This is a genomic window from Nocardioides sp. REDSEA-S30_B4 (genome assembly GCF_001627265.1).
GTDB lineage: Bacteria > Actinomycetota > Actinomycetes > Propionibacteriales > Nocardioidaceae > Nocardioides.
This window is the reverse complement of record NZ_LUPI01000022.1, coordinates 58,563-73,875: the sequence shown is the minus strand read 5'-3', so window position 1 is coordinate 73,875 and position 15,313 is coordinate 58,563. Positions and strand designations below refer to the sequence as shown.

Annotated in this window: 16 protein-coding genes; all 16 read right to left on the bottom strand. The window is 71.2% G+C overall.

The window, feature by feature from the left end; all coding sequences use genetic code 11:
* Positions 1-44: 44 nt before the first annotated feature.
* Complete coding sequence (gene frr / locus A6R01_RS06190; RefSeq protein WP_292604577.1) at positions 45-599, bottom strand: ribosome recycling factor; 555 nt, start codon at positions 597-599, stop codon at positions 45-47.
* Between the two features lie 85 nt (positions 600-684).
* Positions 685-1,398, bottom strand: a complete 714-nt coding sequence (gene pyrH, locus A6R01_RS06185; protein ID WP_292604569.1) for a UMP kinase — start codon at positions 1,396-1,398, stop codon at positions 685-687.
* Between the two features lie 177 nt (positions 1,399-1,575).
* Entirely contained in the window at positions 1,576-2,385 is an 810-nt protein-coding gene (gene tsf, locus A6R01_RS06180; protein WP_292604567.1) for a translation elongation factor Ts, read from the bottom strand.
* A gap of 50 nt (positions 2,386-2,435) precedes the next feature.
* Complete coding sequence (gene rpsB, locus A6R01_RS06175) at positions 2,436-3,365, bottom strand: 30S ribosomal protein S2 (RefSeq protein WP_292604565.1); 930 nt, start codon at positions 3,363-3,365, stop codon at positions 2,436-2,438.
* Positions 3,366-3,695: 330 nt separating this feature from the next.
* Positions 3,696-4,337: a M23 family metallopeptidase gene (locus tag A6R01_RS06170; protein WP_292604563.1), complete on the bottom strand. Its 642-nt coding sequence runs from the start codon at positions 4,335-4,337 to the stop codon at positions 3,696-3,698.
* A 148-nt stretch (positions 4,338-4,485) separates the two neighbouring features.
* Positions 4,486-5,427, bottom strand: coding sequence for a tyrosine recombinase XerC (locus A6R01_RS06165; RefSeq protein WP_292604562.1), 942 nt, complete (start codon positions 5,425-5,427; stop codon positions 4,486-4,488).
* On the bottom strand, positions 5,424-6,620 hold the full coding sequence (gene dprA / locus A6R01_RS06160; RefSeq protein ID WP_292604560.1) for a DNA-processing protein DprA: 1,197 nt from the start codon (positions 6,618-6,620) through the stop codon (positions 5,424-5,426). Before dprA ends, A6R01_RS06165 begins: the two co-directional genes overlap by 4 nt.
* Complete coding sequence (locus tag A6R01_RS06155; protein WP_292604558.1) at positions 6,617-8,218, bottom strand: YifB family Mg chelatase-like AAA ATPase; 1,602 nt, start codon at positions 8,216-8,218, stop codon at positions 6,617-6,619. Before A6R01_RS06155 ends, dprA begins: the two co-directional genes overlap by 4 nt.
* Positions 8,218-8,589: a YraN family protein gene (locus tag A6R01_RS06150; protein ID WP_292604556.1), complete on the bottom strand. Its 372-nt coding sequence runs from the start codon at positions 8,587-8,589 to the stop codon at positions 8,218-8,220. Before A6R01_RS06150 ends, A6R01_RS06155 begins: the two co-directional genes overlap by 1 nt.
* 114 nt (positions 8,590-8,703) lie before the next feature.
* Positions 8,704-9,096 carry a TadE/TadG family type IV pilus assembly protein gene (locus A6R01_RS06145; protein WP_292604554.1) on the bottom strand — a complete coding sequence of 131 codons (393 nt, stop codon included), beginning with the start codon at positions 9,094-9,096 and terminating at the stop codon, positions 8,704-8,706.
* A 35-nt stretch (positions 9,097-9,131) separates the two neighbouring features.
* On the bottom strand, positions 9,132-11,084 hold the full coding sequence (locus A6R01_RS06140; protein ID WP_292604552.1) for a pilus assembly protein TadG-related protein: 1,953 nt from the start codon (positions 11,082-11,084) through the stop codon (positions 9,132-9,134).
* A complete protein-coding gene (locus A6R01_RS06135; protein WP_292604550.1) occupies positions 11,081-11,662 on the bottom strand; it encodes a TadE/TadG family type IV pilus assembly protein in 582 nt (193 codons plus the stop codon). Before A6R01_RS06135 ends, A6R01_RS06140 begins: the two co-directional genes overlap by 4 nt.
* 115 nt (positions 11,663-11,777) lie before the next feature.
* On the bottom strand, positions 11,778-13,727 hold the full coding sequence (locus A6R01_RS06130; RefSeq protein WP_292604549.1) for a hypothetical protein: 1,950 nt from the start codon (positions 13,725-13,727) through the stop codon (positions 11,778-11,780).
* Entirely contained in the window at positions 13,724-14,152 is a 429-nt protein-coding gene (locus A6R01_RS06125) for a TadE/TadG family type IV pilus assembly protein (RefSeq protein WP_292604547.1), read from the bottom strand. Before A6R01_RS06125 ends, A6R01_RS06130 begins: the two co-directional genes overlap by 4 nt.
* 164 nt (positions 14,153-14,316) lie before the next feature.
* Positions 14,317-14,625, bottom strand: a complete 309-nt coding sequence (locus tag A6R01_RS06120; RefSeq protein WP_292604545.1) for a DUF2469 domain-containing protein — start codon at positions 14,623-14,625, stop codon at positions 14,317-14,319.
* A gap of 28 nt (positions 14,626-14,653) precedes the next feature.
* Positions 14,654-15,313, bottom strand: coding sequence for a ribonuclease HII (locus A6R01_RS06115; protein WP_292604544.1), 660 nt, complete (start codon positions 15,311-15,313; stop codon positions 14,654-14,656).

Here is a 15,313-nt window from a genome sequence, read left to right as displayed (position 1 = left end):
CCCGTGGGGGTGGGGGTGGCCATCGGGTCGAGCGTGCGGAGGTCTCAGACCTCCAGCAGCTCGGCCTCCTTGTTCTTCAGCATCTCGTCGATGGCGTCGGTGTGCTTCTTGGTGATCGCGTCGAGCTTCTTCTCGCCACCGGTCACGTCGTCCTTGCCGACCTCGCCGTCCTTCTCCAGCTTCTCCAGGGCCTGCTTGGCGGTGCGGCGCAGGTTGCGCACCGCGACGCGGCCGTCCTCGGCCTTGGCCTTGGCGACCTTGATGAACTCCTTGCGGCGCTCCTCGGTCAGCTCGGGGAAGACGCAGCGGATGACCTTGCCGTCGTCGGCGGGGTTCACGCCCAGGTCGGAGTCACGGATGGCCCGCTCGATGTTCTTCATCGCGGACTGGTCGTAGGGGGCGATCAGGATGATCCGCGCCTCGGGGGCGGTGAAGGAGGCCAGCTGCTGCAGCGGCGTCGGGCTGCCGTAGTAGTCCACGACGATCTTGTTGAACATCGAGGGGTTGGCCCGGCCCGCGCGGATCGCGACGAACTCCTCGCGGGTCGCCTCGACCGACTTGTCCATCTTGCTGTCGGCCTCGTTGAGGATGTCGTTGATCACTGGTGCTCCTGGTCTCGGCGTCTCGTGCGGCGTACGTGGTGCGGGATGTCTGCTGTGTGCTGGTGCGGGGGCGAGCGGGTGCTCAGCCGGCGTCGACCAGCGTCCCGATCCTCTCACCCTTGAGCACGCGGGGGATGTTGCCCTCGGGCTCCATGCCGAAGACCACCATCGGCAGCTCGTTCTCCGCGCACAGGGTGAAGGCGGTCTGGTCGACCACGGCCAGGCCCTTGCTGATGGCCTCGTCGAAGGTGATGTGGTCGTACTTGGTCGCCGAGGGGTCCTTGCGGGGGTCGGCGCTGTAGACGCCGTCGACCCCGCTCTTGGCGAAGAAGACCGCGTCGCACCTGCTCTCCAGCGCGCGCTGGACGGCGACGGTGTCGGTGGAGAAGAACGGCATGCCCATGCCGGCGCCGAAGATCACGACGCGTCCCTTCTCCATGTGCCGGATCGCCCGGCGAGGGACGTAGGGCTCGGCGACCTGCCCCATGGTGATGGCGGTCTGGACACGCGTCTCGATGCCGAGCTTCTCGAGGAAGTCCTGGAGGGCCAGACAGTTCATCACGATGCCGAGCATGCCCATGTAGTCGGCGCGGACGCGGTCCATGCCGCGCTGCTGCAGCTCCGCGCCGCGGAAGAAGTTGCCTCCGCCGGTCACGACCGCGACCTGCACGCCGCTGTGCACGACCTCGGCGACGTCGTGGGCGATCTTGGAGACGACGTCGGGGTCGACGCCGACGTGGCCGCCGCCGAACACCTCGCCCGAGAGCTTGAGCAGCACGCGCTGGTACTGGGTCATCTAGCGTCCTTCCGAGAGGGGTGGGAGGTGGAGAGGGTCCGGACGTGCGAGAAGGCCGGTCCGCTCGACCTGTGGTTGAGGTTCAAGCGGACCGGCCTCCTTCGACGTCCAGGAGAACCTAGCGGATCCCCTGCGTGATGAGCAGCCCCGGGTGGCGGGAGCCCGACGCGGTGGGCGTCAGGCGCCGACCTCGAAGCGGGCGAAGCGGGTGACCGTGGTGCCGGCGGCGTCCAGGACCTGCTTGACCGACTTCTTGGACTCGAAGACCGACTCCTGGTCCAGCAGGACGATCTCCTTGAAGAAGGCGTTGATGCGACCCTCGACGATCTTGGTGACGGCAGCCTCGGGCTTGCCCTCCTCCAGCGTCTTCTTGGTCAGCACCTCCTTCTCGGCCTCGACGACGTCCGCGGGGACCTGGTCGCTGGTGAGGTACTGCGCCTTGAGGGCAGCAGCCTGCTGGGCGGCCTGGCGAGCGGCGGTCTCGTCGCCCTCGAACTCGACGAGCACGCCGAGGGTCGGGGGCAGGTCCGAGGCCTTCTTGTGGAGGTAGACCGTGGTGGAGCCGTCGAAGTAGGCGACCTCACCGAGCTCGATCTTCTCGCCGATGGTGCGGGCGAGCTCCTCGACGGTCTCGCCCACGGTGGACTCACCGAGGGAGACGGCCTTGAGGACCTCGGCGTCGGCGACCTTGTGGGCGTCGGCGGCCTCGGCGATCTGCTGGGCGGCGTTGATGAAGGCCTCGTTCTTGGCGACGAAGTCCGTCTCGGCCTTGAGGCTGATCAGGGCGTTGCCGGAGGCGGCGACCAGACCGGCCGAGGCCTCACGCTCGGCGGCGCGGGCGGCGGCCTTGGCCGCACCCTTGACGCGGAGCAGCTCGACGGCCTTGCCGAAGTCGCCGTCGGTCTCGTCGAGGGCCTTCTTGCAGTCCATCATCCCGGCCTGGGTGAGCTCACGGAGCTTCTTCACGTCGGCGGCGGTGTAAGCCATGTTCTTCTTTCGTCCTTGCAGTCAGAGAAGGTGAGCGGGCGGTGGGACCGTCAGGCCTTGGCCTCGTCGGCCGCGGGGGCCTCGGTGGACTCAGCGGACTCGGCGGGGGCCTCGGCAGCGGCCGCGGCCTCGGCACCCTCGGAGGAGGCACCGGTCGCCTCGGAGGCGGCCTCGGCGTCGGCGGCGGTCGCGGTCTCGGCGGCCTTCTCGGCGTCACCGGCGAGCAGCTCGCGCTCCCACTCGGCCAGCGGCTCCTCGGCGCCGTTCTCGGCACCCTCGGTCTTGGCGCCCGAGCGGGCGATGAGGCCCTCGGCCACGGCGTCGGCGACGACGCGGGTCAGCAGGCCGACCGCGCGGATGGCGTCGTCGTTGCCCGGGATCGGGAAGTCGACCTCGTCGGGGTCGCAGTTGGTGTCCAGGATGCCGATGATCGGGATCCGGAGCTTGCGGGCCTCCTCGACGGCGAGGTGCTCCTTCTTGGTGTCGACGACCCACACCGCGGAGGGGGTGCGCGTCATCTCGCGGATGCCGCCCAGGGTCTTGTCGAGCTTGTCGCGCTCCCGCTTCATCTGCAGGAGCTCCTTCTTGGTGCGACCGGAGCCCGCGACGTCGTCGAAGTCGATCTCGTCGAGCTCCTTGAGGCGGTTGATCCGCTGGTGCACGGTCGTGAAGTTGGTGAGCATGCCGCCCAGCCAGCGCTGGTTGACGTAGGGCATGCCGACGCGGGTCGCCTGCTCGGCGATCGCCTCCTGGGCCTGCTTCTTGGTGCCCACGAACATCACGGTGCCGCCCTTGGCGACGGTCTCCTTGATGAAGGCGTACGAGCGGTCGATGTAGGACAGCGACTGCTGCAGGTCGATGATGTAGATGCCGTTGCGCTCGGTCATGATGAAGCGCTTCATCTTCGGGTTCCAGCGACGGGTCTGGTGTCCGAAGTGGACGCCGCTCTCGAGGAGCTGGCGCATGGTCACGACTGCCATGAAGGGTTCTCTCCTGTGGTGGGTCCGCCACCGTGCGCGCGACCTTGGCAGCCCGCCCCGCGGCGGACCAGGACGCACCGGTGTGGATCCGGTTGGTTTCCAGTTGCTGCTCACCGACGGGTGCCGGCTCGCCCTGACGCCCACGCGCGACCCCACCCGGCGGACCGGGACCGGGAGTCGGCGCCCACGGGTGGTCGCCCTGCCGGAGAGGCGGGGCGTCGTGGTCTGCAGACGTGCGAAGTCAATCCCTGAGGATTGCGTCGGCCAGCGTACGCCGTCGGCGACGCGCACCGCCAATCCGGCACGTGGCCGCCGTCGGGAGGCCGAGCGTCACCACCAGAGCGGCAGCGGCGACGCTGGCAGCACCGGCGCCCCGGCGACGGGCACGGGCCGGGTCGCCGTGACCGGGACGCCGCTCGGGACCGTCCCGTCCAGGAACGGCAGCAGCCGGACCGGCCCGAGCCCGACCAGGCGCAGGGGGTCGAGGTACGTCATGCCCTCGAGCCAGCCCCAGTGCAGGCAGCTGCGCGGGGCGCAGTGCGACCCGGCGGCCTCCAGCACGCCCAGGCGCTCCCCGGCCACGACGGGGTCGCCCACGGCCAGGTCGGCGGCCGCGGCCACGGGCTGGTAGGTCGTGCGGGTCGCCCCGTGGGAGACAACCACGACACCGCGACCCGCCAGCACCCCGGCGTACGACACGGTGCCCGGGAGGGCCGAGCGGACCACCTGACCGGGGCGACCGAGCAGGTCCACGCCCCGGTGACCGGCGCCCCACGGGGTCGCCGGCGGGTCGAAGCCGTGCACGACCTCGGGGTCGGGGCGAAGCGGCCAGGTGCCCACGGGGTCGACAGCCTCGTCCGGCGCCACCCCGGCACCGGGCAGGGCACGCGCTCTGCCGGCGTCAGGAGGTGCGGCGGTGGCGGGCGCGACGAGGAGGGACATGGTGAGGAGGACGGTCAACAGTGAACGCACCTGCCGAGGCTCTCCGCTGACGACCACCCAGGGTGGGCACGGGTGCGTCCTGGGGAGGACGCGTGTGGAGCCGTGGCTTGTGGACGGCCGGCGGGCACGTCGCCCACCAGGCAGGGTCGGCAGGAGCGACGGTCCTGCCCGTCCGACCTCAGGCGCGGGGGTGGGCCTGCTGGTAGGCGCGACGCAGCCGATCGGTGGTGACGTGGGTGTAGAGTTGGGTCGTGGCCAGGGACACGTGGCCCAGCAGCTCCTGGACCGAGCGCAGGTCCGCGCCACCTTCGAGCAGGTGGGTCGCGGCGGTGTGCCGCAGCCCGTGCGGCCCGATGTCGGGTGCGCCCGGGACCTCGGCGATCCGCCGGTGCACCAGGGTCCGCACGGTCCGGGGGTCCAGGCGACCGCCGCGGGCGCCCAGGAAGAGCGCCGGTCCCGAGTGCGGGGCGAGCAGCGCGGGACGGCCGCGACGCAGCCACAGCCGGAGGGCGAGGTCGGCGGGTCGTCCGTAGGGCACAGTGCGCTCCTTGCGCCCCTTGCCGAGCACGCGCAGGACGTGCCGCTCGGTGTCGAGGTCGTCGACGTCGAGGCCGCACAGCTCCCCCACGCGCACCCCCGTGGCGTAGAGCAGCTCGAGCACCGCGACGTCCCGCAGGCCCATCGGGCTGCCGTCGTCGGCGTGCTCCGCGGCCGCGTGCACCAACGCCTCGGCCTCGTCCTTGCGCAGGACGGGAGGCAGCATCCGGTGCGCCCGCGGACTGGCCAGGCTCGAGCCGGGGTCGGCGGGCACCCGGCCGGTGCGGGCGAGCCAGGCGGTGAAGACCCGGGCTGCCGTGGCGCGGCGCGCCAGCGTCGTACGGCTGCGGCCCAGCGACTGCTGCTGGGCCAGCCAGCTGCGCAGGGTCCGCAGCTCGAGGGTGTCCAGCTGCGTGTGGCCGAGCCGCCGCGCGTGCTCGAGCAGGCTTCCCACGTCGGTGAGGTAGGCCCGCACGCTGTGGGCCGAGAGGTCCCGCTCGGCCTCGAGGTGGCGGCGGTAGTCGGCCAGCACCTGCGTGAACGCGGGCGGCAGCGCGTCGGTCGTCGCTGCCCCATCGCTCACCCGGTCGAGTCTAGGTAGGGCTGCCCTGGCGCTCGGGGATCCGCGTCGGCGAGGCGCCACCCCACGCCCTCGCGCTGCACGTAGCCCTGCTCGGCCAGCACCAGCAGCGTGCCCCGCACCTCCAGCGGCGCCAGCCCGGCCGTCCCCGCGATGGAGAAGTCGTCCGCGGGACGCCGGAGAGGCACCGCCTCCAGCACCTGGCGCTGCCGGTGGGTCAGCCGGTCCCGCGGGCCGTCCGCTCCGCGGACCCGGGTCGTGGTCCGCTCCCCCGCAGGCGCGAGCGTCTCCAGCAGCTCCTCGGAACGGGTCACCACCAGCGCAGCGTCCTCCCGGAGCATCTGGTGCACCCCGGCCGACTGGGCACTGGTGACCGGGCCCGGCACGCCCATGAGGTGTCGGTGGAGGCGGCCGGCCCAGTTGGCGGTGTTGAGGGCTCCGCTGCGCACGGCCGCCTCGACCACGACCGTGCCCTGGGTGAGCGCGGCGATCAGCCGGTTGCGGCTGAGGAACCGGATCCGTGTCGGCGCCCCTCCCGGCACCGTCTCGGAGACGATGCAGTGCTCCTCGGCGAGGTGGTCGATGAGCCGGGCATGGGCCTGGGGGTAGACCCGGTCGGCACCGCAGGCGAGCACCCCGACCGTGCGGCCGCCACCAGCGATCGCCCCGCGGTGCGCGGCCTGGTCGATGCCGAAGGCCGCCCCGGACACGACGGTCCACCCCGCGTCCGCCGCGCCGACCGCCAGGCGGGCCGTGGTGTCGGTCCCGTACGTCGTCGCAGCGCGGGCCCCGACGAGCGCGACGGACGCGTCCAGCTCGTCGAGCCCGAGCGGTCCCCGGACCCACAGGCCCAGGGGCCGGCCGCCGTGCCGCCCGACGGGCGCCGCCCGCACCAGGTCATCGAGCCGGGTGGGCCACTCGGAGTCACCGGGGACGACGAACCTGAGTCCGGCGCGGTGGGCCCGCTCCAGCGCGCGCTCCGGCTGCAGGGCGCCGATCCGCGCCGCGGCGTCGATGCCCAGGCCCTCGAGGTCCAGACCGCGGAGCAGTCCGTCGTGGACGACGGCGGCGCCCAGGTCGTCGACCAGTCCGGACACCCGCGGGTCCCCCGGTTCGGTCAGGTGTGCGACCGCCACCCGGTGCAGCCGGTCCTCGTCCACCGCCGGGTCGACCCGGCGCCCGCTCACGACGCTCATGCGCTGCACTCCCGGCCCCGGACGGTGGAGTCCAGCAGCGGCCGGCCCTGCCGCAGCCGCAGTGCGACGTCGAGCGCCGCCGGGCCAGGCGCGCCGCTCGAGGACGGGTCCAGGTCGTGCACGGTCCACGCCAGCCGGTGCACGCGCACGGCACCGCGGTTGGTCAGCGCTCCCTTGACCACGTGCTCGTCGAGGGTGCGGGCGGCCGACGCCGTGAGCGGCCAGCGGTCCCGCAGGGCCACTCCCGTGGCGTGCGCGTTGAGGCGCCAGCCGGTGTCGGCGTACCTCTCGGCCTGCCGTGCCCGCGCGGCCTCCACCCGGGCCCGGACGGTGGCGGAGTCCTCGCGGGCCGCGAAGCGGTCGACCCGCTGGTGCGGGCTGAGCGGCTGGACGTGCCGGGTGATGTCGATCCGGTCTGCGACCGGACCGGTGAGGCGGGAGCGGTACTCCCGCAGGGCCACCGGCTTGCAGCGGCAGGTGTCCTTCCCGACGTCGGGCCGGTGCTCGCCGCACGGACAGGGGTTGGCCGCCACGACGAGGATCGTCCGCGCCGGCAGGGTCACCAGCTCCTCGGCGCGGGCGACGGTGATCTCGCCGTTCTCCAGCGGCTCGCGCAGCGCCTCGATCACGTCGCGGCGGAAGAGCGGGAACTCGTCGAGCAGGAGCACCCCCGCGTGGGTGCGGCTCAGCTCGCCCGGACGGACCTGGCCCGAGCCGCCGCCGACGATGCTGGTCTTGCTGGCGTCGTGGTGGGGTGCGGAGTACGGCGGGCGCACGATCATCCCCGCGCCGGGGTCGAGGACTCCGGCCAGCGAGTGGATCGCGGTCAGCTCCAGCGACTCCTCCGGCGCCAGGTCCGGCAGGATCGTCGGGATGCGCTCGGCCAGCGTCGTCTTCCCGGCGCCCTTGGGCCCGGACAGCATGAGGTGGTGCCCACCCGCGGCGGCGACCTCGAGTGCGTAGCGGGCGTCGTCCATGCCGAGGACGTCGGCCATGTCGACGTCCTCGTGACGGGACGATCCGCGCCAGTGCAGCAGGTTGGCGCCGGCCGAGCGGACGACCGGGGGCGCCTCCGGCAGCGGCTGCCCGGAGAGCACCGCGATGGCCTGGGCCAGCGACCGGACGCCGAAGACGGTCGTGCCCGGCACCATCATCGCCTCCTCCGCCTGTGGCTCCGGGACCACGACGGTGGTGATGCCGTGCTCGCGGGCGGCGAGGACCATCGGGAGCACGCCGCGGACGCTGCGGAGGCTGCCGTCGAGGGTCAGCTCCCCCACGAAGAGGCAGTGCGCCAGCAGCTCGGGGGCGATGCTCCCCTCGGCCGCGAGCACCGCCAGGGCGATGCCGAGGTCGTGGTGGGTGCCGCGCTTGTGCAGGTCGGCCGGCGACAGCAGCACGGTCACGCGCTTGGTCGCGGGCCAGTCGAGCTCGGAGTTGATGATGGCCATGCGCACCCGGTCGCGGGCCTCGCCCAGCGCCTGGTCGACCCGGCCCACCAGGTCGACCCGCACCTGTCCCGGCGAGACGTCGGCCTGGATGGTGACGAGGTGCCCCACGGCGCCGTCGAGGGAGACGGTGCGGGCGGTCGCGACCGGCATCAGAGCAGCCCCCGCACGTGCTCGACCCGCGCTGCGCCCCGGCGGGGGTGGTGCACGGCGACCAGGTCGAGGCGCACGTCCTCGGCGCGGATCCCGTGCTCGACCTGCCAGCGTTCCGCCAGCCGCTGGAGCCGCTCCAGCTTCACCGGGGTGATCGCCTCGTGCGGCCCGGACCCGTCCTCACCGGTCCGGGTCTTCACCTCGCACACGACCAGCACCGCGCCCTCGCGCAGCACCAGGTCGAGCTCACCTTCCGGGCAGCGCCAGTTGCGGTCCAGCACCTCCAGACCCGCCGCCTCCAGGTGCTGGGCCGCCACCCGCTCACCGTACGCCCCGAGGGCCTGCCGTGCCGTTCGTCCGTCCTGGGTCATCGCCCACCTCCTGGGAGGGAGCCTGACCCGGGCACGAGGGCTCGTGGCCGGCTAGAACGGGTCCTGGGGAAGACCGGTTCCGGAAACCGTCCTGTGGATGTCTCGCGGTTCAGCTCAGGGAGCGACGCAGAGCAGCGGGTCGACTGGCACGTTCTCGACCCGGTTGGTGGCCGACTGGGTCACCACGCCACCCGAGGGCAGCGGTACCAGGCCGATGTCGAGCGACTGGATGGTGACGGTGACCGTGACCAAGGCGCCGCGCTTGGCAGTGTTCGTAGCGTTGTGGTAACGGTACACCACGGAGGGCGCGAGGGTTCCGACGGCGGGACCGCCCGCTCGGTCTTGGGCCTCGGCGACCGTGCACGTGGGGTCGGTGCCCACGATCAGACGACGTGCCGCCTCGCGGGCCGACGCTGCGGCGGTCTGCATAGCCCAGTAGTGGTAGCCGTACTGGACCACTCCCACCAGGATCAGCAGCACCAGTGGGACCACCAGCGCGAACTCCACCACGACACTCCCGCGGTCGCAGCGTCGGGGCCCGCTCACTCGACGAGCCTGACGATGCGAGGGCCGACGCCGAGGTACTCGGCCTCGGGACCTGCGTAGTCCGCTGGGACGGCGGGCAGGGCGTCCGGGGTGATCGACATGAAGCGGACCGCCGACAGGTCGCCGGAGGCGCCCACCATCAGTCCGTTCTGATCGGTCAGCCCTGGCTGCAGGAGCGTCGTCATCGCGCTGTCGAGGAGGGTGAGTGCGCTGGACAGGGTCGGGAACAGCGACGACAGCAGGCCGCTGTCGAGGAGCGGAAGCACGCCGCTCAGGGCGGAGGCCTGCGTGATGAAGATCGGACGGAACGTGACGATGGGATAGTCCCGGGCCTGTACAGCCGACACCGCCCCCGCCGTGGAGACGACCGCCACCCACATGAAGCGGTGGGAGTTGTAGAGGTCTCGGGAGAGGTTGGACTCCGGGGTGACCACCGGGAGCCCCGTGCCGAGGTAAGTGTCGAGGTTGAAGAACGTGTCTGAGGTCAGCAGCGAGGTGTTCTCGACGAAGTCGGTGAAGAGGTCGTTGTTGAGAGCAACCCCGTTGAACGTGAAGGACTTCCCGGGCCGGCAGGGATGATCGCTTGTACAGGCCAGCCGTCCGTCGCTGCCGATCATGCCGGGCGTGAAGCCTGCTTCGTAGGCGTTGCTCATGTTCGTGACCACACAGCTCGGCGTCTGGCCCGGCTGGACCCCATTGGTGTCTTTCACGTCGGTCCCAGCGCACTCGGTGAGGTCGAGGAGCGTGGTGAGCTGGCTGAGCGAGAGGTTGTTCAGGCTGGTCCCCCGGGAGACCAGGCTCGGATGCTGGTTGAGCAAGTGGTCGATGCCCTCCTGCAGGTTCTGCACGAAGTTGATGTTGGCCTGGGTCCCACCGCGAGGTGACTTGAGCAGACGTCCGCAGGAGACAGCTGTCGGTGTCACCAGCGCGTCGACGTCGAAGGTCGAGGTGTCTGAGGAGTAGGTACGGCTGACCGGAGCACCAAGAGTGGTGAGGTTCTCGACCACCACCTTGACCTGCCAGCTCCCGGTGGTCGCAGCCACCGCCGCGGGAACCGGCACAGGGATATGGCCGGCCCGGCGTCGGTTGTTACCGCCGTCGAGCACGAGAGCCCCAGTGACCTCCTGGGTCACGGCAGTGGGTCCCTCGCCTTGGCGGAAGACCACGACGTAGCGCTGGTGGGAGCCCAGCGTCGGCCACTGACTGCCGCTCACCTGGACCGTCGGCGTGGTGCCCAGGAGCTGTTGGGGGATCCGGCCCGGAGCGATCCCATTGAGCCGGGGATCGTCGGCGTAGCTCATCGCAGAGGGCCAGGTGGTGGTGGCCGAGACGGTGCCGCCGCCCTGGTGGGTGGTGGAGATGTAGCCGAACGGCACTCCTGCCCCCCCCAGGACGTTGGCGCCGACGTCGAGCAAGCAGTCCAGCGAGAGAGCCATCGGCGCCAGCATTCCCGGTGAGGTCACCCTCGCGGTGGCAGACTTCCGCTGGGTCGTGCCGTCGGCGCCCGCCACCTGACCGAACCCGAACTCCACGCGGGCCCACGGCGTCACGACCTTCACCTGGTTTCGGGCGGGGAAAGTGACCATCCCGTCGTCGAGCAGCCGGTCGGCGTAGGCGTCCAAGGTCACGGACGAGGCGTCCGCGGGACACGCCGGGATCGAGGCGTCGAGCTGCCGTTGACCCAACACCGTGTGGCAAGCGAAGTAGTAGGCGACACCCTTGGCCAGCTCCAGCTGGTCAGCAGCGCTGTCGGCGGGCAGGAAGGCGGCGGCGTACGTCGCCGCTCGGTCGGCCTGCACCTGCAGCTGTCCTCGACGTGCCCAGGTGTTGCCGATGTCGACGGCAAGGCCGGCGACCACCAGCAGGACGACACTGACCAGCGCCGTCAGCACCGCGATGGCGCCGTGCTCGTTCTTCCGCTCTCGGCGCGGGAGGGACCGGGCGCTCATGTGCACACCGCGTCGGTGACGGTCACGTCCTCGAGACGCTGGCTGAAGTCCGTCACGATCGACCCGCCGCCCGGCAGGGGGATGAGGGAGGCCAGGCCCCCGACGAGTGGAGTCTCGATGTGGATGTCGACCACGACACCCACGTCGGGCAGCACCTCGACCACGCTCACGGTCACGTCGCTGACTTCGATACCGACCAAACTCGCGTCGAGGTCGCCGACGACGTCCACGACAGTGCTCGCCACACGGTCTTTCAGCCCTTGGCACGTGAACTCGCCGGCAACACCCCCCACCGGGACGCCCGGCGCCAGGGTGTCCACCCGCTGGGCGCGGAAGAAGTAGTCGCCCCAGGTGACCACTCCGAGGAGCAACGGGACCAGGAGAGCAGCGATGACGAGGGCGGCCTCGACGGCGACTGCACCCTCCTCCGAAGCGCGTCGTGAGCGCGACACGGTCAGGTCCTGCACGGTCCGGCACCTCCCGCAGCCCGAAGACCCCGCGTCGCCTATCGGCCTCTGTGCTGGGCGGCTGAGGATTTCGATCCAGCCCGTTCTGAGGTCCCCGGTCCAGTCATCCATGCTGAGATCTGTCCCTCGCCCGGTGCCTCGAGGGCCTTCGAGGCAGGAGCGAGGGAAGGCCAGGCGTGATCATCTCGGCCGAGCTGGCGGCGGCACCGCGGTCACCTCGGAACGCTCAGCCGCGCAGCGCCACCGAGTTGCAGGATGGCCGCGGCAGGGGGAAGACGTCCGCGCCCGCCACCGTGAGGCCGAGCGTCGGTCCCAGGATGTCTCCGACAAGCCAATTGACCAGTTGAAGCGCGGGATTCACAACTGCCGTGACCAGCACGGGCAGCAGTCGACCTGTCACCTCTGTGAGGATCGCCGACAGAAGGGGTTCGAGGACCTCGCGCGCGAGGAACCCGAATCCAGCGAGATCCACCGCACCGTCGGTGATCGCAATCGCGGGGTAGCCCGCGACGGAAACGCTGCCGTTGACCCGCAGGGCGAGGCTACTGGGCACCAGCCCGCTCACGAGGTCGCCGGAACCGAAGCGCAACGCGTCCCCGTACGACTGCGGTGGGGTGCGGAACTGCTGAACCGGAGTCCAGGGCGGCTGCATCGTCTGGACCGGCCCGGCGAGCGACACCGAGAGGTCCAGACTGGCCGCGGGCGCTCCGGGGAGAATGCTCAGGACGTCAGTCCGAACCCGAACTGGGGCCAAGCCCACGGTGGCGGCTGCCAACGACGACGCCACCGACACGTCGATACCCTCTGCTTCGGCCGGACCCGCCGCTGTGCCGCACTTGATGTCCACCAGGGTGGCAATGGACTCCGCAGCGCTCACGCCGACGTCGACGCGCACCGGGTCGATGCGAAGGTTGGCCAGGGGGTTGGAGCCCAGCAGGCCGCCCACGGCCCCCGCGTTCACACTCGTGGCGACCCCTAGGTTCACGTCCACACCGGCGGTCCTGACCCTGAGGCCCCGCGGGCCGCACCCCCGACGGGGCCGCGGCAGGACCCCCACGGTGCCGGTGACATCGACCGCCGGCGACAGGGCACCCAGGCCACCCGGCAGTGCTCCGGTGCTCACCGCCAGATCGGGCACATCGATGGCGTACTGCCCGTTGGCGACCTCCACCGCGGCCACCACGAGGTCCAGGACGTTGACGGAGGTGGTCAGCGCCGTCTGTCCACCTTGGGTGATCCCCAACAACGTTCCCAGCGTCAGATCGTCGAGAAGTCCGAGGTCGACCGCCACGCCGATCTTCGCGACCAGCGCGCGAAGGTCGGCGAGTACGGACGCCGAGACCTCGTCGTCCGAGGTCGACAGAGCGGTGACAGCGGCATCGAGGATCGTCGCGACGCTCAACTCGGTCGCGAGGACCTGGTCGGCGTCGGCGACCGTCAGGGTGTCGACATTCACCAGCGGCAGGCCGTCGATCAGTTCGAGCAGCGTGATCTCGCTGGCAGCCAGACCCTGGTAGCCGGCAGCGCTGAGGTTGACCGACGACCCCAGGAGTCGTCCGAGCAACGCATTGAGCAGGACGGACTGGCCTGTGTCCAGGCCAGCAGCGTACGAGCCGACTGCCAGGCAAGCCACCGGCTGGGCGTCAGCGATCGCGGTTCGCCGGGCGCTGCCGGACTCGACCCCGATGACCCGCGCGAACCCGAAGTCGATCGAACCGACGGCCTCGATCAGCACAGCGTCAGGCACCGCACCGGGAGGAACCGGCTTGAGCGCGCCGCCGACCCGCTCGGGCACGATCGCACCGTTTCCGTCCGAGGTCAGGAAGACCAGCGTCGGAGTGACGCGCACGATCTCCCCTAACGAGCTTCCGTTGCGCGCCACGGACGCGGAGACCGCCGCACTGAGCGACGGCAGGCCGTCCGTCGGCAGCGGGGCCAGGACCCGACTGGCCGGTCGACCGTCGAGGACCCGGGCCGCATCCAACGCGACCACATCGGCCAGGGCCTGCATGTCGGCCCGGACCACGCGCTGGCGACCGAGGTCCACCGCGAACGCCGCGCTCACCAGCAGCACTAGGGCCAAGGCCGCAGCCATCACCGCAACGGCACCGGCCTCGTCTCGGGTCGCGGCACGGCGGCGCACTGCCCGCGTCAGCGCCTGGAACACGGCCGTCACGGGGCATCCACCTGGTTCACCTGGACCGTCGAGGTGTACGTCAAGGTCTCAGGGAGGGCAAACCCGAACACGAACTTGGGCTTGCTCGGGTCGGCGGCGTAGTCCCAGCGCACGCTCACCTCCAGACAACGACAGCCCGGCGGACTCGCGGTCGAGCACGTCAAGAAGTCGGCGTCGTCCGCGCACGTCGCGTCGAGTGTCGAGCCCACCGCCGCGAAGGCGATCGCCTGGCGATTCGACGTTGCCGGCGCCACGGCGGCGGCACGCGCCCCCTCGGCTGCCGCTTGACTCAAGGACTGGCGAAAGCTGAGTAGGTAGCCGTAGCTGATGATGCCGAAGACAAGGGTGAGCAGCAGCGGCACGACGAGTGCGAACTCGACTGCCGCGGCACCGCGCTCCCTCCGCGCCGGGCGCCAGGTCACCATGCTCTACCTCGACTTCGAAACCCGAGACGGTCTCTCCCGCCCCTCACAGTACGGAAGGGGGACGTCGGAAGTGGGGGTTCGTGACGCAATATGGCCCAGGTGGACTAGACGGTCGACCCGTTCGCACCCTCAGCCGGTCGTCGGCGCGGCCGACGGGAGGCGGATCAGGACTGGGGCGGCTCGAAGTCGGAGGCCTGGAGCTCCTCGACGTTGACGTCCTTGAAGGTCAGCACCTTCACGTTCTTGGCGAAGCGGGCGGGGCGGTACATGTCCCAGACCCACGCGTCGCTCATCGAGACCTCGAAGAAGACGTCGCCCTGCTCGGTGCGCGCCTTCACGTCGACCTGGTTGCACAGGTAGAAGCGGCGGTCGGTCTCCACGACGTACTTGAAGATCCCGACGACGTCGCGGTACTCGCGGTAGAGGTTCAGCTCCTGCTCGGTCTCGTACTTCTCGAGGTCCTCGGCGCTCACGACCCGAACCCTAGCCGCCGAGGTCGACTCAGGACTCCAATCCCGCGGCACGTCGCACGTTGACGAACCGCATCCGGTGCACGGGCGACGGCCCGTGCTCGGCCAGGGCGGCGGTGTGGGTCTCGGTGATGTAGCCCTTGTGCGTCTTGAAGTCGTACGCCGGCCACTGACCGTCCAGGTCGTCCATCAGGCGGTCGCGGGTGACCTTGGCGATGACCGACGCGGCCGAGATGCACGCGGCCACGCGGTCGCCCTTCCACACGGCCAGGCCCGGGACGCCGAGCCCGTCCACGGGGAACCCGTCGGTGAGGACGTACTCCGGGGCCACCGGCAGCAGCGCCACCGCCCGGCGCAGCGCCTCCACGTTGGCGACGTGCATGCCGAGCCGGTCGCACTCCTCGTGCGAGACGACCACCACCGACCAGGCGAGCGCCCGCTTGACGACCTGGTCGTAGCAGCGCTCCCGGGCGGCCGCGGCGAGCAGCTTGGAGTCGGCCAGACCGGGGACGATGCCGGAGCGACCGGGCGGCAGGATGCACGCGCCCGCGACCAGGGGTCCCGCGCAGGCACCGCGACCGGCCTCGTCGACGCCGGCCACGTGCGTCACGCCGTGGCGCCGCAGGGCGCGCTCGTAGCCGTAGGGACCGGCGTCTCGCCGGACCGTGGCTCCGCGGGGCAGGACGGACAC